Origin of the sequence: Halomicrococcus pelagicus (assembly GCF_051917725.1) — an archaeon.
Classification (GTDB): Archaea; Halobacteriota; Halobacteria; order Halobacteriales; family Haladaptataceae; genus Halomicrococcus.
The window spans coordinates 28,862-51,607 of record NZ_JBQBLX010000006.1 but is presented as its reverse complement, the minus strand read 5'-3'; the positions used below and the strand labels follow the sequence as shown (position 1 = coordinate 51,607).

Sequence of the window (22,746 nt, the reverse complement as noted above, 5' to 3'; positions counted from 1 at the left end):
ACAAAAAGGAAATGCCGTACCTACTGGCGATAATTTGTCCCGGCGGTCACTTCGCCGTGACCGTGACCTTCGCCGTGTCCTGCTGTTCGAGCTGCGTCTGTCTCCAGTACTCGAGGGTCGTGATGGCCGAAATCGCCGTGATGTTGTCCGTCTCACCGTCGAGGTGCGCTCGTTGGTAGTCCCGGACGACATCGCCGTCGAACAGTTGGCGGTCGCAGGCCGCATCGAGCAACTCGTCGAGGAACGATCTCATCTCGGGGTGGTCGCGATACCACTTGCCCTGCATGGTATCGCGCGCGCCGAGTAGCCGTTTCTTCGCCTGTTTGGTCGTGAACCCGATAGCGTGTGCGATGTTCGACGTGGCGGGTGCGAATCCCGTCCTGTCGTACGGAATCCGATTGACGTCACCGCCAACGGCGCGCATGACCTGCAGCTTCAGCGGCGATATTCCGTAGGGGATGTCGCTCTCTATCAGCGGCACAGTGGGTCGCTGATACGCCTGCACCGGTAGCTTGGCGAGGTGGTCGAGCAACGGCCCGTGCGAGAACGGAACTCTCGTTCCGGCCTTGCTTCGGTAGAGCTTGTTGCCGCGGAAGTGCCCGTTCGCGTACAGCTGCCAGTTGACGTCGAGTAGCCTCGATTTACCGTCCCGCTGTGCGCTTCGTTCCAGCAACGTCTCGAACGACCGCTTCGGGTCGACATCCTCGGTCAGCAACGCCTGCACGTCCTGTGCCGATAGCTGGCGTTTCAGGTCGTACAGCGTCTCGGTGGGAGAATCCCATCGGAAGGAGAAGTAGTTTTCGCCGAAGAACTCCCCTTGCGCGCAAGCCTCGAAGAGAACGTCAGCGTTCGACGGGACATCGGACGTCGCCGCGGGAAGGTTCACGTAATACGACCACTGGTTCATCCCGTCCACGAGTTCGACGCCGTTCTCTATCGCGTCGACGCAGCCTTCAGGCGTGTACTCGCTCACGTGGTGCGGAACGTCGAGGATATCGGCGACCTGTTCCGCGCCCGCACAGTCCTTCCCCCAGTGTGATCCGTACGTGAACGCGGTGAACGAATCGACCTCGTCGGCGATGACCGACGCCATGGTTCTGCTGTCGAGCCCACTGGAGAGCCAAAGTCCGAGGTCGCCATCAACCGTGTCGACTACGTTCGCGACGCTCTCGCGGTAACGGTCGACGGTCCGCTCGACGTATCCCTCTTCCGGAGCGGTTCCGAATGCCGGCGTCCAGTACCGGTCCCGCGACACCACTCCGTCGCTGTATTGAATGTAGCTTCCCGGCTCGAGCGACTGGATTTCTGCGAGAAGCGTCTTTCGTCCCATCACCGACCCCGTCAACAGGAGGTCACTGACTGCCTGTATGTTCAGCTGGACGTCCCGAAGTCGCGTCAAGAGCGCCTTCAGTTCCGTTCCGAACAGGAAGCCGCCATCTGCCGCGTAGTAACACGGCCGGGTCGCCAACTTGTCGGTAGCGACGACGAGCGATCCCCGCTGGTCGGCGCAGGCGAGCACGAACGGGCCGGCAAGCCGCGGCAGGATAGTGTTGGGTCGGTCAAGCACCGCCTGAAAGATCTCGCCGGTGCTCATTCCGAGCTCCTTCCGGTTCGAAATGACGCCATGGAGGACGCCACTCCGTCTCCCGGCACTCCAGACGGTGTGGCCATTCGGGTCCTTCTCTCCGTGATTGACGGTGGCGAGTCCGTACCGTCGGCCTATCACATCGTCCGTTTCGTACCAGGCCTCGTGGACCATCGAGTCCGCCATCGCCTCTAGCGACCGTCTGTCGACCGTCCCACCGGTTATTCCGGGCATAGTCTCCCAATCAGGACTATTCTATATTGTTATGCATCGGTTGCTAACTATTTAGCGTCCATCTACGGTCGCTCTTGAACTACCCACCCCTAGAGGGAGTGGGATTCAGCGTGAACTCCCGTTCTAACCGTTTGCAACGGCAGGAGAATAGCCTCCGTTCACGTTCAGCATTCCGCTGTTCAAGCGCACACTCAGCTAAAGCCGTGGGTTTGCGCCTCGCACCGTCTATAAAAATCCTGGATTTTCGCTGAGTACATGAGGCGCAACATGCATCACGCGAGAGCCTGTGCTGCCGAGTATGACAACCGAGGAAGCCCCCGAAGAAACCAAGGTCAGTGACCGGGGAATGGTTACGATTCCGGCGTCACTCCGCCGACGTCTGGACATCGAACCGGGCGACAAACTCCGCTGGGATACTGACGACGAGGGAAACCTCTCTGTGGAGGTCGTCAAGCAGCGCTACGGGGCGTTCAACGACTTTGAGCCGGTGCCGATGGGTGGTGGTGGGTCCGAAACCCAGGACCTCGCCGGCCACGAGGACGATTCCGCCTTCTCGGAGACTAACTGGTGACATCCTCCCCGCCGTAAACGGTGAGGTATCCTCGCTACCGCACGTATGAGCGTGATGGGCGACGTAGCCGGCGGTGGCCCCGGCCGCGAGAAAGACCGACTGAAACTGTGCAAGAGCCACGGCGAGTAACATCGGAATGTCTGCGGCCACTCGCAACGACACGGCGATGAGGGGGCCGCCGACGCCCAACAGACCGCCAGGGACACCCACGGTGAAATCGCAACGCTACCCGTCGAGAAATTCGTCAGCGTGGCTATCTAACAACTGCAGCAGTGGCTGAATCTCCTCGAACTTCGGGCCTTTTCGTACTTCGTTGGTGTTCTGGTCCCATTCGATGAGCCCCATGTCCTCGAGTTTTGGTAGATGTACGTGCGTCATGGAGATTGTGAGTCGATCGATATCCTCGTCCGATACGATGATATCGGCTGGAATCCGTAGGCTGCCATCCTGTGAATCGTGCGCTAGCAGTGTCATCAGGAGTCTGCGTCGGTACGTGTTTGCGAGAACGTCGAAGGTCGTCTCTAACGACGTCTGCGTCGGGGAGTCGAAGCTGCTCATGACGCGGATGACCGCCTGTTGATCTCGATGCCGACGGTTCCTGTCCGTGTGGTGGGATCCCCACATTCAGCTAGTGAGTTCCATACGTGCTGATGCAGTTGGGCAAAGAAGAGATCGATCGACGGTGAACGAACAGATACAGCAGGAAAGAGTGTGGGAAGCGAGTTCGACCGTTTTTGTTTCTCATCAGCCCCGGATATCATACCTGTACTGTGTGGGTGCTATTTGGAAAAGAGCAACTTCTAGTATCTGAATCCTGCTCTCGAAGAGGGGCTCACTATCTAGAGTCAGTCGGGCAAACGGAACAACGCCAGTGAGAGAGCGCATGTGGAACAGTGCCAGCGGTCTGACAGCGGATGGTCTCACGCATTCTCAAACACGAGTTCACAGAGTTTCCGCTCGGCCGCTCGAAGGTGGTGCGCGAACGTCGGCTGAGAGATATCCAGTGCCGTAGAGAGTTCATCACCGGTTCGCGTACGTGGAGATTCGAAGAAGCCACTCAGGTAAGCCATTTCCAGAATCTCCCGTTGACGGTCAGTCAACCGGTCATCGAGCGTATCGCGCAAATCCTGCTGTGATGCAATAGACCGGTTTCGCGTATGGCGCGTCACGAGGTCGGTTCCGGGGTAGACCGACCGAACCGTTTCGACGAACTTACGGACCTCGGTAGTAGGTGGGAGGTCGACGACGAGCGTACTGGTATCGTCGGTGATCGAGAGCGACTGGAGGGCAGCCTGCTGGTCGACGACGTGCGAGGCAAGCGTCGGCTCGGTAACGGTCGCCTCGAAGGTGCAGCGAGTCTCGTCGTCGCTGATAAGCTCGATGTCAGTGATTCCAGCGATCTGGCTACCACTTGCTACCACCGCATCCGAGTCGATGTCCTGGGTCGTAAAGAAGTGGTGGACTGGGCCATCGTTCTGGACGAGTCCGTCAAACTCGATTTCACAGCCGACCTCGCGAGCGAGAGAACCGAGGACGTCATCCAACCCCTGCACTGTCAACGTCAGCTCGGTGACGGTATCCGTCTGCAGCGTTTCTCTGGTCTCTGCAGCGTCGATAGAGTGGGCGATAGTTTCGCCGAGTTCCGCCAGCACGTCTCGTTCCATCTCGTCGATGCCGTTCGGTTCGTCCGAATACAGAGTTAAAACGCCGTAGGACGTTTGTTCGTAGACGAGGGGGATGCTGATACACGAGCGGAAGCCATGAGCGAGCGTCGTTTCTCGCCACGGTTTGACCGCTGGGTCAACGAGTACATCCTGGACGTGTTGTACGGTCTGCGTTTGCAGCGCCGTGTTGATTGGCCCTTGTCCAGTGGGCCCGTTCCCATCTGTCGTGATGGTGACGCTGGTGAGATACCCGTCGTGGCCGCCTGCCGATGCCCGTGATGTGATGGTATTGGTCTCTACGTCTTGTTCACCGATCCAGACGAATCGATATGGGTCGGCTGCCGCGAGCCGTTCACAAACCATCTCTTCGATATCGTCTCGCGTATCGGCCTCTACCAGTGCTTCGCCGATCTCCCGGATGACTTGATTGATACGGTTAAGTCGTTCTAGTTGTTCGTTCCGCTCTTCTACCGTCCGTTCACGGTCGGCGCGGTCCAGAGCGGTTTCGATGTTTGCCCCGACGGTGTTCGCCAGCTCGACCGTCGGGTCGTCGAAAACGTTTGGATGACTCGACCCAGCACAGAAGACACCGTGCCTGCCAAATGGGACGATAATCCCGCTCTGGAGTTGGGGTTGCGATGGGTCAATGCTGATGTCGGGTGACAGTTTGTCGAGTACTTCGGTTTGTCCCGTGACGAACGCCTGCCACGCCTGCTCTTCGTAACGGTCGGCGAGAGTAGTGACGGTCTGGTAGTCCCTGCTACTGCCGCTCTGTAGTTCGAGCTCCCCAGTCGTTTCGTCATATACCCACACCCAGGCGACTGTGACGTCAAGCACCTCCCGGACGATGTCGGTGATTCGGTCGGTGATGTCACCAGCGTCGAGCTGCATCAACTCCTGTGTCGCGTTACTGAGCGCGCTCAACCCCTGTTCGCGCCGTTGGAGCTGCTCGTACGCCGTCACTCGATCGAGCAGCGATGGTCCCGACTGGTCAGCGGGTGAGTGCTCCCCGCCGACGATTTCCTCGGACGGGAGGTAGTAGAAGTTTTGTCTGACCGTGCCGTCGTAGACGAGATTGGGATGGGCGCGGATGATCTGATTAAGTATCTCAGGGTCGAAACGTGTGACATTGTATTGGCAGATGCCGAGAACGGGTTGCGTTCCGAAAACGTCGTTGAGCGCGTGTTCGTACTCGATCATCTGGTCAATGTCGTGATCACCGTCGAGCACAAACGTCATTTCGCCAGTTATGCGAACTGCGTCGTAGCCGTCCTCCTCGGTCGCCTCACGGATGGTCTCGGTTGCGAAGTCGATAGTGGCGTCCGGATCGAACTCGTCATCCTGCAGGAAAGGATCGTCTTTCGAGTGAAACGAGAGATCGCCGGACGCGACGGCAGCATCGACGTCGATGCCCGCCTCGCGCATCGCCGCCGCAACCGCGTCTCTGTCGTTGTCATCGTAGATATAGATACATCGGTCGCCGCGTTCGAGGCCATCGCGGATGAACGGCACTACGGCGGCGAACTGCTGTTGAGGAGTCTCGTAGAGGACCGCGATGTGGTGATGGAGATCGATTTCCTCGACGTTGGGCTCGAACTCGAAACGGTCAGCAGCACGTCCGGGGATGTGCTGTGAACGGGCCGCGTGAGGAGTATTAGAACTCGGCACGTTCGGACCTGGGTCGTTGGTCATCGTATACAAGGAAAGACCCGGCAGCCTCAATAGTGTAGCGCAGGCTGGTCGGTCGTGTGCTCTTTCTGTCCGGTATGTAGATTCCTAAAGCAACAGTGGAGCGTGCCTCTGTCTCTTCGTCTCCCTCACTCGGAAGGTTCGTTCGGCGTGGACAAACCCACCGGTACTCACTTTGAGCTACCCACGGCTTCAGCCGTGGGATTCAGCGTGGACTCCCGTTCTGGCCGATTCCTCGGCAGGAGAGTAGCCACCGTTCACGGTCATCATCCCGCTGTTCAAGCGCACGCCCAAGGGTGCGCCTCCGCCGCCCCCAGTCTGGTTGCGACGGAGATACCGCAAACCAATGTTCTTCGCAGCGTTGTAATCCGCGTGATTCTCGTAGCCACACTTCAGGCATTCGAATGCTTCGTCCTCGCGGTTGTCGGGGTGCGTAAACCCGCAGTGTGAGCACCGCCGACTCGTGTTTTCGGGGTCGATCTGCTCGACCACAATGCCGTGTTCTTCGGCCTTGTACTCGACGTACTCGTACAAGCGGTCGAACGCCCACTTGTGGCCCCACGATGCCCCAGTCCGATCACGGATGTCGGTCAAGTCCTCGAATGCGATGACTGAACATCCGTTCTCACGGGCTTCAGCAACGAGTTCGTTGCTGATACGGTGAAGCATCAGTTTGAACCGACCGTCTTCTTTTCGCCCCACAGATTGAATGTTCTCGTGCGCCCATCGCGTCCCGCATTGTTGGAGCGACCCACGGCGTTTCTGGTATTCTCTACGCCAGTGGTCGAACTCGTCGCCCGTCCAGAACGTGCCCGTACTCGTGACGGCGAGGTTGTTCACGCCGAGGCGGACGAAGAGGAGAGCGGTCTTCCGCGGCCGAGCCGTCAGGTAGATTCTACGCTTCGTTGCCGCCACGCCTGCACGAACGGGAAGAACAGCGACACGACCGCGAGAATCAGTATCCCGAGCGTGAGCGGTTCCGAGTAGAAGATATGATTCTTGAGTTAGTATATTCTAACGTGGGGTCATCGCATACAGGAATCAGAACCGTTCGACGCAGTCAGACCGTCGCGCTCAGCAGTGGCTCAATCCCTGAAAGCAGAGAACGACGTGCACCCTGGACAGTATATTGCTTTCGAACAGGAATAAATGGGCCGTACATCAGTACTGGTTGACTCCAGCCTGCTTCGACCCCGAGCGAGCGCGACGGAACGTAATCCGCCGTATCAGTGACAATTACGCCCCGTCAGACTCCCCGAGACCGGGATTCTCGGGACGACCCGTTCCGCTGAACGAGGGTGAACCCAGTTCCCCGTTGTCCGTGTGCAGGAACACGAGTCCGCCACCGATGTCGCTGCCTATCGTAAACCCACGCTCTCGCACCGCCGTCCAGAATGATGTGTCTTCGCTGGCGTAGTGGCCGAGTTGTGCGGGATTCGCTGGATCGGTGACGTCGAAAATGGCGACACCGCCATTATACCACGAGGTGTGGATTCTGTTCTCCGTGACATCGAAGTTGTGGGACGTCCGGAACGCGTCCACATCCGGCGGTGAAATGCGTGCGACCTGCCGTGGGTTCTCGTAGTCCGAAACGTCGAAGACTTTGATACCGCCGTAGTCGTCGTTGTCCGGATTGTCGACGAAGTCGCTAGGGAATGTCTCTGCGCCTTGATAGACGTACTGACCGTCTGGCGAAGGCTGCACGTAATGTGAATTGCCGGGACGCGTGAGGTATCGCTCTAAACGGGAATCACTCGGATACGGCCTGTCAGCGTTCGGTGCTGCGCCGAATTGCGAGACGGTCGTCGGATTACTCGGATCGCTTACGTCGGCGATGATCGTTCCGGCATCCCAGAACGCCTGATAGAGCAGGCCATTCTGGACGTAGACGTCGTGACACGGATTGACGCCCGCCATCGCATAGTCGGGGAAGTGGTCTTTGAGACGATACTCGCCGACTTTGGTCGGATTGCTGGGGTTGCTTACGTCGACGATCTCACAGCGTGCTTTGCTGAACGGAGTCTTGCCGGATTCGTTGACCGTGAGGTAGGCGTGCTGTCCAGTGAGGAAGTTATTGTGGATCCCGTGTCCGACGTCGTAGAATCCAATTTCGGTCGGGTTGTGCGGATCGCTAATGTCGACGAGTGTGATTCCCGGTCCCGCGTTGCTTGCGAGACTGGCGAGGTCGCCATCGACCTTCACGTCCAAGATACCACCGGCCGGATTAGAGGCCTCGAGACGTGCGGCTTCTTCGGGGTGACGCGGATTCCGCCAGTCGACGACGGCCATCCCGGTGACCGTGGCAACGTAGGCATATCCCCCTTGGGCGACGGCTTCGTGTGCTCCGTCAACGGCTGCTTCGCTGAACAGTCGCATCTTGCCGGAGGTTGTATCTGTACCACCACTGCTTCCGTCCTTGGGATGGTGAGCGCTAGCAACGTTCGTCAGGCCGGTGGCTGTCAGCGTAGTCGATCCGATGATTTTCAGTGCGTTTCGTCGGGTAAGTTCGCTCATTGTTCCCCACTATTAATTAATGGGTAGTAGTATTAGTATTTAATTAAGTAAATATTATTAAATGCAATATTCATAATTACTCATACATAGGGCGGCTAAGCGCGACGTCGACGGCGGGATGACCATGAGAGCAGCTAAATTGAAAGCTACAGAACGTCCTAGCAGGTGGTTATACGAAATGCAGGAGAAACCCCCACGGCTTTACCGTGAAATGAATCCGCAAGCTCCGTGCCACTGACCACGAACAATCTGGACTTGGCGAATTCAGTTCAGGGTAACCATCACGATCACTCAGTCCAGCGGTCGGATGATGGCTGGCGACCGATGGGAAGCGGCTATCCCGGTTGGGAAGTTAATTGTATTGACAAAGCAGAAGAGGTCCCGGCATGTCCTATCCACTACGACGATGGTCCGTGCCAGCACGACGATGATGGCCGAGAAGATTGCCACAGAACTTCTACTGTTCATTGGCGGACTAGTAACCGTAAGTGGCTTACTGGGAGACCCACAGGCACTGCTCTCGACGAACCTGTACTATGTCGGCGGACTCGCGCTCGTTACGTTCACGGCAGCGAAAGGACGGCCGGCTATCCGTAGCGCACGCCAGCTAGCAGGACACCACACCACAACGCCAGCACCAGACCAGACACCCGGGGATGACGCCGTCCTCGAACTGTATCAGGCCGAAAAATGCCCGTATTGTCAGGCTGTGCGGCGGTTCTGTACCCAGAACGGATTGAGCCTCACCATCCACAACCCGCGAACAGCAGGGACACTCCTAACGAATGGACAAATACTGAACCAGCAGCGGTACGACGAATTGAGAGCGCACGGCCAAGACCAGATTCCACTCCTCGTCGACACCAAGCGAGACGAAGTCCTCTACGAAAGCGACGATATCATCCAATATCTCGACAACCACTACTGCTGACCGCTGTAATCTCCGCCACGTCGTTCGCTCCTGTCTGGTACGACCAGCATCGAACACGGAGCCGGACTCCTGACCACCGTTACAACCGCTCGGCCGTCGAACGGCGCTGTTCTGCGTTGCACGTCATTCGACGACAGTTCATAATCGGCGTTCACGCCCGGAAGAAAGGCTGTAGAGTGTATTCGAAACCGGAGTATGGTACGAGAGTAGGGGTGTGAGACTGCTGAGTGGCTGGGTGAGGATTTCTGTACAAGCGAGGGCGACTACGTCTGGTGGTTTTGCTGTCAGTGTGTGCGCCCAGAAGTGCGCGTTTCTATTCCTGTAATCGCCAGACGAGAACCGATTATGAAGATTGAATCCCGGATAATTCGAGTCACTGTGCGTGACGTCAGTCACCACTGGCATCCGCAGACCGCGTCTCTCCCGCAATATCAGCGGATTAAGCCGATATACCGTCCCGCCGGGGCCGTTTCCTAGCTGCCAGTTCACCCTCTCTTCACAGCTAATTAGCGGGCGTTCAGGCCGATTATGAACCTGATTCGGCGGCTCGACGACGGGGGAGAACTTTCATAATCGGTTCTCGTCCCGCGGTTTCGATTCTGACTGAGCGGCTGTCACTCCCGTCGCGAGTAGGCACAGAGCGACAAGTCCGACAAGGAGAGTCGTCTTCGAGAACGATATTTTCACGGCTATATAGTCGCTACAATATAACGTCTAAAATAAGTTTGTATTCGATACTGCGTTAAGATAGAATACAGGATGGTGAATTTTTGGTACTCGACTCAGAAACCGACGGTTTTCTAAGTACGCATCCACCAGTGGGCAATTCTATAAATTATGCCCACTGAAGCCACCATGCAATACCTAGTAACATTAGGCCGATACCGAGAGTGGACGTCGCAGGCTCGGGAATGAGAAAAAGGATAAATCCGAGTCCGATGAGTATCGTCGGTTCCACTTCCTCCATGTGATCCGAAATGGCCATAGTTCCGTTAGTCGGTCTATGAACAAAGAGTTGTTGACCCCCCATTTCTCAAACAGCCCTTCAGATGAGACAGAGTGTGTATCTAGCAGGAGCGAATCTCCTACGAACACTGCGAATGAATCGCTATCCGACCACGAGATGGTCGGCCAACTGACCTGCATCGACGATTTGGAAACTGCTCCTGCCGCTGTTCAGGAATCGGGTGGCTCGCTTACCTACTGGGGTGACAGCGCCAACGACGGGACAACTGTGGACTGCTGATGAAGTCCGACAACGGCGTGTTCGACGCCAACGTTGATGGCTTCCGTCATCTGTTGCTCGTGTACGCTGACGGCCACGTCGACACGAACAATGTCGATGCCAACCTCTGAACTTCATCTGAGAAATATAAACGCCCCCATCGACGTGTTCCTGTAGGTAGCCCTGTCGATACGAGACGGCAGCCGAGCCGACGGTCGATAGTGCACCGACGCAGTCAGCAGCGGTCAATGCGGCTGCCATCCGCGCTCGCCTTACTCAACCAGCTGAGCTTTGGGGAATTGGTAACTCCCGTTGAGAATCGCCTCGCGCGGATCGTACAGTCGAATCGTGTAGCTCCAGCCCTCTGGCGTGTAGAGAAAGTTCAGTTGGTCAGGGTCGCCGCCGAAGTGAATCGTGACACTGCCGTCATCGGCTCGCTCTGCGGTCACGTTGTTGATCGAGTATGCGTCATACTTGTTCGCCTCAAGATACCAGTTACGGTTGTAGACGGTGACCGACCAGAACCCGTCGACGGGGACGTCGTCAACGGTGAGTGTATATGGCGTGTCGCCGTCGTTCTGCTCGGGAGTTCGCCACAGGAATAGCGTGTCTGACTCTGGCATTCCGCCCCATGCGATTGCGGTGCCGAGGAGATGCTTGATGGGATTGACCTCGTCGGCTTCGCCGTACGTGTTCCGCGTGTTGTCCATCGTTTCTCCGACTGTGATGAGTGCGTCACGGATTTGTTTGAGTGATTGCTGGTCCCAATCGGGGATCTCGAAGGTCGTGACCGACGCATCCTGTTTCGCTGCAATCTCGTCTTGGGCTCGTCGAGCTTCCTGGACATCGTCTGGATCCTCGGGGTCGAGGAAGGTGCGGAATACGACCATACAGTACCGCGTTCCGATTGCATCCTGTGTCAACGTGAACTCGCCGGAGGTGGTGGATGACTCCGTCACGTAGTGATCTTGATTGATGACTATCATCAGCTGGTAGCGGTCACCGGTATCGGGTTTCGTGATGGTGACCGGCTCGGTCAGGTCGAAAACACCAGCCGAGTAGAGCGTGTCGCGATTCATCTGGATGACGTTCTGTTCGTCGATAGGAATGAGATTTCGATGGTGATAGAATTCTCCGAACCCGCCCAAGTCGACGTAGCTCTGGAAGTACGTGTCAGATTCTGCGCGCGTGTAGTTGTCCCACGTGACTGGGACTGCATCATTATTTTCGTTAGTCTGTTGTCGGGTCTGTTGGGCGTTCAACCCCAAGAAGCCAGAGTCCTGAGAAGCGTTGGTGCTGCCGACGCCCATTCCAAGTAATCCCGCGACACCCACCCCTCGAAGCGCGGACCGACGGGTTGCCCGCATCGATTCGGAATCTAAGTCAGTTGACGTATCGTGTGTCTCGTTACTCATGGTTGGTACCTGTTTTTCTCTGGCGCGGTGTCCAACAGCCCTACTCCCACCCAACTCCCACTCTCGTACGACAATCCCTCATAAATAGATGATGGTAGTAAAATATCATTTTCTTATATAACAGCGGTGAAAACTGTTGACTGACCTCTTTAGCCGGAATCCGACATAGATTCTCTCGGCACTGAGCAACCAAAACTCCCTTCTTTTCAAGACTGCGAGCCTGCTTCATTCGCTCGTTCTATCTTGCAGCGACTCACCCAGTTACCGAGCACCTATCATAAACGGCGTGCTGAATATAGAGGATGTATTGACCACTTCGACGCGCACTCGAATACAGCAGTGTGACTACAGTTTCCAACTATCGTCGCTACATGTGTTCTGGGAGAAAAGGACGTTCGTCCCGTTCCGCTGTATTTGGAGAAGAAACGCGTCTTCGGGGCGCCCATCACCATCTGGCTCAGACCCGCCCGTACAATCTGGATAGAAACGGAAGTGGAACGATTGGTCGGCGAACCCCGCTTCGAGGTCAACTTGAATGATGTAGGCAGCACTCGGGAGGAAGTCCGTTTCCTCGACGATACCATTGCTGTTGGCTGTATCCGCGGGAACCTCGTAGGCCCGTGAAAACGCCACCGCGTCACTGTACTCTCGCTCATTTGCTCGGAGGGCAGTCACGGATAATTGGCGCGATTCGGTGTGATGGTTGAGTATCGTCATATCGATTCGATTCTCGACGAATGGGAGGGTGGTACAGCCTGTGAGTGGAAGTATCGATGCCGTACAACCAGTGAGGAAGGTGCGACGAGAGATGGGGGCAGGGGACATATATCGCAGTTGAAGTAGTATAGACATAAATTTCTTTTCACGAATTTCTCGCCGTATCGATTAGAACGATGAAAGATACGCGCGGTGTATGCAGCACGCCTGAATGATTCTATCACCGCCTGAAGGTTTCAACAGGCCTGCCGAGAAGCACACCTTGCGTCGATCGAGAAAACAGACGTAAGCCTGCTGGCTGACGTTCTTACCTGGCGTCCGAATATCCTAGCTGCCATCGCCAATCATCTACAGACCAGAAGAAGAGCGGTTTTCAGTACTCCTTCTTCAACACGACCGTCCCATCAGCATTCGTCACGGTGACATCCTCGCCCGCCCTATAGGGCTGGGATTCCTGCTTACAGCAAGACGAGGCTCTAACTACTACGACTGGAATCAATGAGACTGGGCGGTACTCGACGCGTACTGAAGGGTCCTGATAACGAAGGAGGGAAATCAATGTCACTAGCACTTGCGCATTTTGCGGTGGGGGCAACTGGGATGACCATCTTGTTGGCACCGCTCCCTGTTCGGGTGCGATTCAAGCGGACACTCATTCTACTTGGAGGAATATGGGCGTTGATCCCGGATATATACAAACTCGCACCAATCTACGAACTTGCACCGGCCGCTGCCGAACGGATGCACGCAATCCACGGCTCGGCGATTGCGAATTTGTTCTGGTTCCATCGGACACTCGATGTCCATGATCCGACTGACGCATACCTTGTGACCGTGGTAGCAGCTGGGAGCTGGATCGGCGTGACAGCTATAGTGGAGATGACGAGTATCCTGTGGGCGCGACTGCAGCATCGCCGTACCGAACGTCACAAGCAGGTCAGCGATTGACACGGAGCCAAGGGCAGTGAACCGTCTCGAGGTCGAGCCCCGAGGCACTCACCCTGCTCTGCCTGTAGATTTCGGTATTGGAGTCGGGCTTGAGCGTCTGGGGGACGTCAAGTGCGTCGGTAACCTATCGGATTTTCTGCCAGGGGGTGACGTACTTCAGCCTAGACATCGGACTGTCCGCCTCCAACGCGAACCACCGCTGTCAGTCATCCTCTGGACGACCGTTCACACCGTTTCTGAGCCAGTAAACAATGTGGGAGACAACAAACTAACTTAGCATACTATACCCACACTGTTCTGGTATTTCCTGTGGAATGAACGATGGAAATTCCGTACAGCAATCATCCATGACTGACGACAGCGAAGAACTCGTTGCTAGACACCCCATTCGACCACAATCCATAGACGGAACCGTTGTCGATATCGATCTGGGGTACCCCTCATCGCTCGTCATGATTATCGAGAAAGACGGAGAAAACTACTATGAAACATACGATATTGTTTCGATAGAAAGAAAAGAAGATACTGCGTAAGATGCCCACCCTGCTCCAATCCCTCTACCCTCATCGCTGAGAGTTAAAATACATCCAGCGACCGACTCTCCCCCATCGAAACGCTTCTCCTGCTGAACGAGGGCAGTTCATACTGATGCAGGGCGAGTAAACCCACAGCTTTCGTCGTGGATGATACTGTCCGCTGATTCCCTGCCTCTTGCTGCCCCACGAGCATCTATATCCTGCGGGATTTCCTCTTGAATTCGGTTGCGGACTCGCGTGGCTGACTGCTGTCGCTGGTGGTCAGTAGCGTCGCCTTCACCGGGAATATACTCACGATCCGTGTCGGTCATGAGAGTGCGGTAACGTCCCATGCCGATGTGGTTTTAGCCAATCCAGTTGGGCATCTCGTCATCCCAGATTAATCGGAAGATCGAGTAGGCCAACCCGATACCGACCAGTATAGCGATAACTGAGAATACAGTTTCCATAGTGATAGGTTGGAGTTTGCCACTAAATACTATTCGGTCAATATGCACCACGAACTGAACAGGGTCGGGTGACTGGTGCACAATCCAGAGCGTGAATGTATCACGCCCGGTATTGACCTCCCTCATGGCTGGTAGAAACTGCGTGCTGAGGGAGTCACAGTCCTCCTCGGGATGGAGCCATCGTGGACGTGGTGGTTCATCACCGAATCAATCCCGGAACGCTGAATCACCGTCACCCAACGTACTCTCGTCAGGCATATCTGACCCGCTATCTTTTTTCAAGGCGAGAATCCCGCCCTTTAGGGCGGGCGTGAAGCCGACAACTTCCGCACATTCCACCGTCGGTTGCAGGCCGAATACCCCACGACTACAAGCCTTTATTAGAATTGGGTATCTAGAAATTAGTACGGCCAAATGAAGTACAACCTCGAAACCGGGTCGCACACGTCTACGCGCTTCAATATCACTTCGTGACCGTCACGAAGTACCGTACAGACCTCCTCACCGACGAAATCGCAGAACGCGTCGGTGAGATTGCCAGCGACATCTCCGAGGACTTCGGCGTGAACATCCAGAACGTCAACGGCGGTTCCGACCACGTTCACATCCTGTTCACGGCGAAGCCAACGACCGACCTCACCAAGTTCATCAACTCGCTCAAAGGCGTCACGTCTCGCAAAATCCGTGACGAGAACCCCGAAGTTCGGCAGGCGCTCGACAAGGCGTTCTGGCAACCGGGGTACTTTCTCGCCACCACCGGCCAAGTGAGTATCGACGTACTCATGAAGTACGTGGAGGAGCAGTAGCGATGTCCACGACCGTCACGAAGACGTTGCAGGCGACGTTCGCACCACCCACCGCGCACAAGCAGTCGAAACTGAACGACCTGCTCGAAACGTACCGTGGCGGTCTGCAAGAGGCCTTCGACGCCGGGGCGAGTACCATGTCGGCGGTGAGCGACATCGTGACGCCCTACGACCTGCCGTATCAGGCCAAAGCCGCTCTCTGCAACTACGTCCCGAAACTCCGCAAGACGTACAACGCCAAGGAGTTGGACGACGGCCACCCGGTACGGCTCACGAACCAGGCCGCGAAGTTCGACCACTCCGAAGAACGCGACTACGAGTTCACGTGGTGGGTTCCCCGTCCCGGTCGGGGAACGAACTTCTGGATACCGCTCCGCATCAACCCCGAACAGGAAGACCTCTGGCACGACCTCGTATCGGAGGACGCGAAAGCGGGCGAGATACGGCTTCAGAAGCACCGGAAGAACTGGGTACTACACGTCACCGTCGAGTACCCGGTCGAAGAACCAGAAACAGACGGTGACGCCACGCACATCGGCTTAGACATCGGAGAAACCGCCCTCATCACGGGCTGTGCCCTCAAGGACTGTTCTCCGACTGACCCGTTCGTGTGTAGCGGAAGCAGAGCGAAGCATCTCCGCAAAGAGATGCACATGACCCTGAAACGACTCCAAGAGCGTGACGCATCCGAGTGGCGGATTGAAGACCGCTTCTCACACTACCAGAATGCGCTCACCGACACCGTAGAGAAGGCGTCTCGGCAAGCCGTCGAGTACGCCAAGCGGTTCGAGAATCCGGTGTTGGTGATGGAGGACTTGACGTACATCCGAGAACGTCTTGACTACGGGAAGTACATGAATCGTCGCCTTCACTCGTGGGCGTTCGCCCGACTCCAAGGGCGCATCGAGGACAAGGCGACGGAAGCAGGCATCCCGGTTGAGTACGTGAATCCGGCGTACACCTCGCAGACGTGCCACTCGTGCCACCGTATCGGTCGGCGTGACGAGCAGGCCAAGTTTCGGTGTCCGAACGACGACTGCCACGTTTCGACGTTTCAGGCCGACATCAACGCTTCCGCGAATATCGCACGACGGATTGACCCGTGGGGAGAGAGCGTCCCGCTTGACAAGGCGGAACGCGATGACTCGCCACGGGATGGGAGCGGTAGTGATACCGCCACGACTCACCGTGAGAAGAGCGTACCAGCGCAGATGACACTCACGGCATTCCGAGAGTCGGAACCCTCTGCCAGCGACGACTGACTGGTATTCCCCATGCGTGGGACGCCTCGCCGTTTACGGCGAGGAGGATGTCACTAGTACTCGACCCAGGATGTCATCATGTGACGACCGTACTACTGTATCGGTATCGTGTTCCACCTTATCACGGCTAGCCAGACGTTCATCAGACTCACGCCATACAATGGCAGTAGTCACGGAGTTGCGAAGCCCGATTACAACGTCATAATAATGGGGGAGCGCAGACGCGCTCCCCCGTTCATCCGCAGAAACACCGCAGAAACAGCCGCATTCACCAGTAGTCGAGTGTTGTTTGCAGTAGCCGCGGGGGTGGAAGCTGTGTCCCTGTGGGTGCTGTGAGGTGACATCCTCCCCGCCGTGAACGGCGGGATTCTCTCCTCGAAGAAAGATAGTGGTGATTAAATTCGGGGGTGAACCTCGAAATTGCGGGACGTCCGACCCCGATAGAATTCTTGTCTCAATCTCTATTTCCGTATTGTTTTTCCATATCCAGTAGAAAGTATGGTTGTGTGGTAACAGGCCACAACCATTATCATTCGTCAGAATTTAAGTCGAGATGGACTGGTACAAGCAAGATAGTGAGTTACCCCTTGAACTCTCGCTCCAGTGTTGTAATGTCGCAGTACTCTCCCTTGCGGTGGAGGTCTCTTCGCCGAGCTGGGTTCTCTCACAGTCATCGTGAACTACGTCCACTAAACTCCGGAACAAAAGTATGCTATTCACTACGGTTACAGCGTCACGACTGCTGGCGAGGGCCCGTCGAGCTCCTCGAATCAGCACACGACTTGGACGACGAGTATGAACCCCTGTGTCACCGACCGCTTCGATTCGACCGACAAAACGTATCGGAGCACGACTCAGGGCGAGCGAACAGGAGAGCAACGATGAGATGTGGTCGATGTGATAGAGAAGTGCCCGTTACACCACACGCCATCGATGGCTACACTGGCTACCTCTGCACTCAGTGTACGGAGGTATGGACCCGGCTTCAACCCTCTTGACACAGCCGTCCCGCAGACGCGACAGTCGTCTTCGACTGCTCGTATCCGCTTCTTTTCACCTCGACAAATCACGACAGATATCTGTATTCGCGAGGGAGAACACTCCGAAACCTCTTGTTCCTTTACTTCCATCACCGCTCATAGTTCGGAAGGGTATCAATCTCGCTCGAATCGATATCGTCGAAGGCATCGCGGGCGATGGTTCGCTTGTGGACCTCGTCGGCACCGTCGACGATGCGGAACTGGCGGACGTTCTCGTAGAAATCGGCGATGGGGAGGTCTTTGCTGATACCACTTCCACCACAGAGCTGGAGACTGTCGTCGATGATATCCTGGACGACGTTCGCAGTGAACACCTTCGCCATGGAAACGGGGATGCGAGCCTCGCCACCGGTCTCTATCTCGTGTGCGGCGTGGCGTACCATCGTCCGGGCTGCGTGGAGTCGCGTCTCGGCTTCGGCGACCGTGAAGCGGAGCGATTGCTTCTCGGCAAGTGGCGTTCCGAACGCCTCGCGTTCGCTCACGTAGGCCTTGGCGATATCGAGGGCACGCTCGGCCATCCCGGAGTATCGCATGCAGTGGGTGAGACGGGCCGGCCCGAGTCGTTGTTGTGCGTGCGTGAATCCTTCGTTGAGCTGTCCGAGAAGTGCGTCCTCGGGAACGCGGACGTTCTTATATTTGATTTCGGCGTGCCCGATACCGGTCAGGGCCCCGCCGACGTGGGGGACGTCTCGGACGACTTCGACGCCCGAGGCGTCTGTGGGGACGAGGAAGAGTGAGCAGCCCTCGTAGGGATGTGCGTCGGGATCCGTTCGCGCCATCACGATGAGTACGTCCGCTTCGCTCCCCTGCGTCGTCCACCACTTGTGACCATCGATGACCCACTCGTCGCCGTCGCGTTCGGCCGTCGTCCGAATCATCTTGGGATCCGACCCCGCACCCGGGGCCGGCTCCGTCATCGAGAACGCAGACCGCGCCTCGCCGGCGACGAGTGGGCGGAGCCACGTTTCCTTCTGCTCGTCGGTCCCGAAGAGTTCGAGCGTATGCATGTTGCCCTCGTCAGGCGCGTCGACGCGAACCGCCGGTGGACCGAGGAGGCTCCGTCCGGCCGCTTCGAACACCGGAAGCATGTCCCGGTAACTGAGCCCCTGGCCGCCGTACTCCTCCGGGAGATGCGGAGCGTAGACGCCGGCCTCGCGTGCGGCGTCTCGCAACTCCTGAATCGTGTCGTCGTCGACCGGTCCATCGCCGAGCATTTCACGTTCGACGGGAATCACGACGTCGTCGATGAACTCGCGCGTCCGTGCGGCGAACGTTTGCGCCCGGTCGGAGTCGTCATACTCCATACCACACATCGCCCCTACATTGTAAAAAGACTAGCTCTGACTCGACACTATCGTTAAACACAATCTATACATATTCGTACAATGAACTCGAAGGGGGAGAGTATGCCGGAGACAGGTCGAGACGAGTACTTCCGTCGACTCGTCGACATGGATGCTCTCGAAGCGTTTCTCACGGACGAACTCGGACCAGCAAACACGTACGACGTCGAACGTCACACCGCCGGCCACTCCAACGAGACGTTGATCGTCGAGTGGGGCGACCGAACAGTGGTCGTTCGCCGACCACCGGAAACGTCCGCTGGAGGACGACCGAACCCGTGGGCTCGTCCAGTCGCACGTCGAGACCCTGAACGACGACGATACGGTCGTGCTCTCGATGGACACTGCGATGTTCGTACGGCGCCATCCCGTCGCCTGACGACCATTGGTTCAGACACTGGGTGAATTATTTTCCATTGCTATCTGCTCTTGGCTATTTCCTAACAGCGTAATGTAAAAAGTGGGGATTAATGATGGGAGAGCCGAAGGGATAGTATATGGACGTGAACGACATCGAGAACGTCGCCGTGCTCGGCGCGGGAAACATGGGTCACGGTATCACAGAAGTCGTCGCCATGGCCGGTTACTCGGTCACGATGCGCGACGTCGAAAAGGAGTTCATCGAAGACGGATACGAGAGCATCGAGTGGAGCCTCCAGAAACTCGCTGAGAAGGACCGACTCGGTGAGTCGCCCGAGACGGTTCTCGACCGCATCGAGACGACGGTCGACCTCGCGGACGCAGTGTCCGACGCGGACCTCGTCATCGAAGCTGCACCCGAACAACTCGACCTGAAGCGGGACATCTTCGGCGACCTCGACGAACTCACACCGGAGGACGCGGTGCTCGCGTCGAACACGTCGTCGCTCTCCATCACGCAAATCGCCGAGGCGACCGAACGGCCCGATCAAGTCGTCGGGATGCACTTCTTCAACCCGCCCGTAAAGATGGACCTCGTCGAGGTCATCTACGGGGAAGAGACGACCGACGCGACCGCCGAGACCGCCTACAGGTTCGTCGAGGCGATCGACAAGACGCCGATCTACGTCCGGAAGGACGTGAACGGATTCGTCGTGAACTCCGTGCTCGGCCCGTTCATGGACGAACCCGCCTGGATGGTCTCGAACGGCAATGCCACAATCCAGCAGGCGGACGCCGCGATGGTCCACCGACGCGGCTATCCGATGGGTCCGTTCGAACTCGCCGACCTGACCGGTCTCGACGTCGGCTATCACGTCCGGAACGAGGCTGGACGGCCCATTCCGCCGGTTCTCCAGGAGAAGGTCGACGCCGAGGACCTCGGTCGGAAGACCGGACGCGGCTACTACGACTACGAGGAGGGCGACGGCCCGGACTACGACCCCGCGGACGGCGAGGACTTCGACACGCTCCAGGTGGAGGCGCGGATGGCGAACGAGGCGGCGAAGCTCATCGGCGACGACGTCGCCACCGCCGACGCGGTGGACACCGGAATGCGTCTCGGTGCCGGATTCCCCGAGGGACCGTGTCGCCGCGCAGACAAAATCGGGCTCGACGCGGTGTTGGAAAAACTCGAATCGCTGCACGAGGAGACAGGTGCCGACCGGTTCGATCCCGCCGACTACCTCGTCACGCTCGTCGAATCGGGGGCGACCGGACGCGACGCCGGTGAGGGGTTCTACGAGTACGAAACAGACGGTACTCGCGACTACCAGTACCTGAACCACGACCTCGACGACGGCGTTCTCACCGTCGAACTCGACCGCCCCGAACGACTGAACGCGCTCTCGGAGGACCTCCTCGGCGAGATCGACCATCTGCTCTCGAACGTGGACATCGACGACGTCCGCTGCGTGGTCTTCGAGGGCGCGGGCGACCGGGCGTTCAGTGCCGGTGCCGACATCGGCGGCTTCGCCGACGCCACGCCGACCGACTTCATGGACGTGACGCCCGCGTTCGAGACGGTGCACGAGTTCGACCGCCCGACGCTCGCGAAGGTGGACGGCTTCTGTCTGGGGGCGGGACTCGAACTCGCGCTCGCCTGCGACCTCCGCCTCGCTACCGAAGGCTCCGAGTTCGGGTCGCCCGAGATCGGACTGGGGCTCATCCCCGGCGGTGGGGGAACGCAGCGCCTCCTCAGGATGCTCGGTGAGACGCGGGCGAAAGAGCTCGTCTTCCGCGGTAACCGTATCGACGCCGAGCGCGCCGAAGAGTGGGGGCTCATCAACCGCTGTGTCCCCGAGGAAGAGTTCGACGACGTCGTCGCCGAGTTCGTCGACGACCTCGTGTCCGGGCCGCCCATCGCGCTGAAGGTCGCGAAGACGGTCATGAACGAGGGTGGCGAGGTGGCGCTCGACGCCGGTCTGGCGATGGAGAGTCAGGGCTTCGGGTTGCTCATGGGGACAGAGGACGTTCGCGAAGGGACGGCCGCGTTCCGTGAAGACCGCGACCCCGAGTTCGAAGGTAACTAGTCCGATTGGGGGAGGTTCTCGAACAGTTCGGGGTTCGTGCCGAACTTCAGCACGTTAGTCACCACGGAGTTCCGGAGGTTGTCGATGACGGCCCCGTGTTCCTTGTAGAACTCGTGAATCCACTGCGACTCGGCGTCTCTGCTCGGGAACATCATCACGGACTTCCACTGGTATTCGCCGTCCGAGAGGAAGTACAGGAGCGTGTTCTCGTCGTTCCGAATGTACTCCATCGCGTCCCGCCACTCGTCCGCGAAGTGTTCCGGATTGAACTTGAACTCGAACAGCGCGAAGATGAAGTACGCCTCGTTCGGGATGATGGCCTCCCGAAAGACGCCCGCGTCGCGCATCTCCCGGATGGATTCGCTGACGGTCACGTGCGACACGTCGATGTCGTACTTCTCTGCGAGAACTTGCGTGAGGTTGCGGGAAGAGATCTGCGGGTCGCGCGCCAGTTCCTGCAGAATGAGGATGTCTCGCTCCTTGAACTCCCAGTCGGGTTCCTCTGCGGTCATGGCCCACTCTACGAAAGACACTGTTTTAATTCTGTGTAGTATCGGTCTGTTCGATCCTCGACGACCCAGTGGTAGGCGTCGTCGAGTTCGACGATTTCGCCGTCGCCGGTCACGTCCTCGACGAGTCGCTCGGCGTACGAGAGCGGCTGGAGGACGTCGTCGGCGCCCCAGAGGCAGGTGACGTCCGCGGTGATGGCGCCGTACTCCAGTTCCATGGTGTGGTTCGTGTTCGTCGCGACGGCACACCGCGCGAGCGACACCTGCCCGTCCTCGCTCAGCCAGGGGGCCTTCATGCCGTCGACGAACTCGCGGTGGTCGTCCGCGTCACCGTGCAGGCCCTCTCCGAAGGCGAAATCGAGCTTCGACTCGATCTCTGCCCGATCCGCCTCGGCAGTCGACGGGAGGCCCAGATTCGAGATGAACTCGACCGGCCACGAGTCGTAGCAGACGACGTTCGAGAGGACGAGTCGGTCGACGGCGTCCGGTTCGTGGCTGGCGTACCGAAGCGCGACGCCGCCGCCGATGTCGTGGGCGACGATGGTGAGCGGACGCCGGAGGTCGAGGGCGTCCGCCAGTTCGCGCAGCATCGCCTCCTGGGCTCGGATGGAGCGGTCGAAGCCGTCGCGTTTCGACGAGTTCCCGTACCCGAGGAGGTCGGGGACGACGACGTGGTGGTCCTCGGCGACGGCGTCCGCAACGTCCCGCCACAGGAACGACCACGTCGGGATGCCGTGGAGGAAGACGACCGGCGGGTTGCTCGGGTCACCTAGCTCCCGGTAGGCGACTTCGAGGTCGTGACCGTCCACCGTGACGTCCGCCCGCTCCTGAAGGTCCGTCCATTCTTCGTGATTCATG

Annotated in this window: 15 protein-coding genes and 3 pseudogenes; 8 read left to right on the top strand and 10 right to left on the bottom strand. The window is 57.9% G+C overall.

Annotated features, from left to right (window positions below; genetic code table 11):
• Positions 1-46 precede the first annotated feature (46 nt).
• Positions 47-1,819 (bottom strand): asparagine synthase-related protein, encoded by a 1,773-nt coding sequence (locus ACTF4R_RS16310; RefSeq protein ID WP_440008909.1) that lies wholly within the window; start codon positions 1,817-1,819, stop codon positions 47-49.
• 298 nt (positions 1,820-2,117) lie between these two features.
• Here ACTF4R_RS16310 and ACTF4R_RS16305 point away from each other — a divergent pair, with 298 nt between their 5' ends.
• Positions 2,118-2,390 carry an AbrB/MazE/SpoVT family DNA-binding domain-containing protein gene (locus tag ACTF4R_RS16305; protein ID WP_440008908.1) on the top strand — a complete coding sequence of 91 codons (273 nt, stop codon included), beginning with the start codon at positions 2,118-2,120 and terminating at the stop codon, positions 2,388-2,390.
• A gap of 225 nt (positions 2,391-2,615) precedes the next feature.
• Here ACTF4R_RS16305 and ACTF4R_RS16300 read toward each other — a convergent pair whose 3' ends face one another.
• The 4 genes and pseudogenes from ACTF4R_RS16300 to ACTF4R_RS16285 form a co-directional block, all read right to left on the bottom strand.
• Positions 2,616-2,948 carry a DUF7344 domain-containing protein gene (locus ACTF4R_RS16300; protein WP_440008907.1) on the bottom strand — a complete coding sequence of 111 codons (333 nt, stop codon included), beginning with the start codon at positions 2,946-2,948 and terminating at the stop codon, positions 2,616-2,618.
• A gap of 362 nt (positions 2,949-3,310) precedes the next feature.
• Positions 3,311-5,746, bottom strand: coding sequence for an MEDS domain-containing protein (locus ACTF4R_RS16295; protein WP_440008906.1), 2,436 nt, complete (start codon positions 5,744-5,746; stop codon positions 3,311-3,313).
• Positions 5,747-5,935: 189 nt separating this feature from the next.
• Positions 5,936-6,601, bottom strand: a pseudogene (locus ACTF4R_RS16290) (RNA-guided endonuclease InsQ/TnpB family protein); the annotation flags it as partial.
• Between the two features lie 378 nt (positions 6,602-6,979).
• Positions 6,980-8,257, bottom strand: coding sequence for an LVIVD repeat-containing protein (locus ACTF4R_RS16285; protein ID WP_440008905.1), 1,278 nt, complete (start codon positions 8,255-8,257; stop codon positions 6,980-6,982).
• Between the two features lie 310 nt (positions 8,258-8,567).
• On the opposite strand from ACTF4R_RS16285, the gene ACTF4R_RS16280 reads away from it, so the two are divergent.
• Positions 8,568-9,188 (top strand): glutathione S-transferase N-terminal domain-containing protein, encoded by a 621-nt coding sequence (locus ACTF4R_RS16280; RefSeq protein ID WP_440008904.1) that lies wholly within the window; start codon positions 8,568-8,570, stop codon positions 9,186-9,188.
• 1,497 nt (positions 9,189-10,685) lie between these two features.
• On the opposite strand, the gene ACTF4R_RS16275 is transcribed toward ACTF4R_RS16280, so the two are convergent.
• Both ACTF4R_RS16275 and ACTF4R_RS16270 read right to left on the bottom strand, forming a co-directional pair.
• Positions 10,686-11,828 carry a DUF1214 domain-containing protein gene (locus ACTF4R_RS16275; protein WP_440008903.1) on the bottom strand — a complete coding sequence of 381 codons (1,143 nt, stop codon included), beginning with the start codon at positions 11,826-11,828 and terminating at the stop codon, positions 10,686-10,688.
• A gap of 345 nt (positions 11,829-12,173) precedes the next feature.
• On the bottom strand, positions 12,174-12,545 hold the full coding sequence (locus ACTF4R_RS16270; protein ID WP_440008902.1) for a hypothetical protein: 372 nt from the start codon (positions 12,543-12,545) through the stop codon (positions 12,174-12,176).
• Between the two features lie 558 nt (positions 12,546-13,103).
• Between ACTF4R_RS16270 and ACTF4R_RS16265 the strand changes: the two genes are divergently transcribed.
• The 4 genes and pseudogenes from ACTF4R_RS16265 (at position 13,104) to ACTF4R_RS16250 (ending at position 16,546) form a co-directional block, all read left to right on the top strand.
• Positions 13,104-13,493, top strand: a complete 390-nt coding sequence (locus tag ACTF4R_RS16265; protein ID WP_440008901.1) for a hypothetical protein — start codon at positions 13,104-13,106, stop codon at positions 13,491-13,493.
• Between the two features lie 347 nt (positions 13,494-13,840).
• Positions 13,841-14,026, top strand: coding sequence for a hypothetical protein (locus ACTF4R_RS16260; RefSeq protein WP_440008900.1), 186 nt, complete (start codon positions 13,841-13,843; stop codon positions 14,024-14,026).
• Between the two features lie 866 nt (positions 14,027-14,892).
• Positions 14,893-15,284: pseudogene (gene tnpA, locus ACTF4R_RS16255) on the top strand (IS200/IS605 family transposase).
• Positions 15,285-15,286: 2 nt separating this feature from the next.
• Positions 15,287-16,546 (top strand): RNA-guided endonuclease TnpB family protein, encoded by a 1,260-nt coding sequence (locus ACTF4R_RS16250; RefSeq protein ID WP_440008899.1) that lies wholly within the window; start codon positions 15,287-15,289, stop codon positions 16,544-16,546.
• Between the two features lie 1,129 nt (positions 16,547-17,675).
• Here ACTF4R_RS16250 and ACTF4R_RS16245 read toward each other — a convergent pair.
• Positions 17,676-18,890, bottom strand: a complete 1,215-nt coding sequence (locus ACTF4R_RS16245) for an acyl-CoA dehydrogenase family protein (RefSeq protein ID WP_440008898.1) — start codon at positions 18,888-18,890, stop codon at positions 17,676-17,678.
• Positions 18,891-18,992: 102 nt separating this feature from the next.
• Here ACTF4R_RS16245 and ACTF4R_RS16240 point away from each other — a divergent pair.
• Positions 18,993-19,178: pseudogene (locus ACTF4R_RS16240) on the top strand (phosphotransferase family protein); the annotation flags it as partial.
• A 248-nt stretch (positions 19,179-19,426) separates the two neighbouring features.
• Positions 19,427-21,379: a 3-hydroxyacyl-CoA dehydrogenase/enoyl-CoA hydratase family protein gene (locus ACTF4R_RS16235; protein WP_440008897.1), complete on the top strand. Its 1,953-nt coding sequence runs from the start codon at positions 19,427-19,429 to the stop codon at positions 21,377-21,379.
• Here the strand turns inward: ACTF4R_RS16235 and ACTF4R_RS16230 are convergent.
• Together ACTF4R_RS16230 and ACTF4R_RS16225 are read right to left on the bottom strand one after the other, a co-directional pair.
• The gene (locus ACTF4R_RS16230; RefSeq protein ID WP_440008896.1) at positions 21,376-21,891 is read right to left on the bottom strand and encodes a winged helix-turn-helix domain-containing protein; all 516 of its coding nucleotides are present in this window, start codon (positions 21,889-21,891) and stop codon (positions 21,376-21,378) included. The genes ACTF4R_RS16235 and ACTF4R_RS16230 overlap by 4 nt on opposite strands.
• An 8-nt stretch (positions 21,892-21,899) precedes the next feature.
• On the bottom strand, positions 21,900-22,745 hold the full coding sequence (locus ACTF4R_RS16225) for an alpha/beta fold hydrolase (RefSeq protein WP_440008895.1): 846 nt from the start codon (positions 22,743-22,745) through the stop codon (positions 21,900-21,902).
• Position 22,746 lies beyond the last annotated feature (1 nt).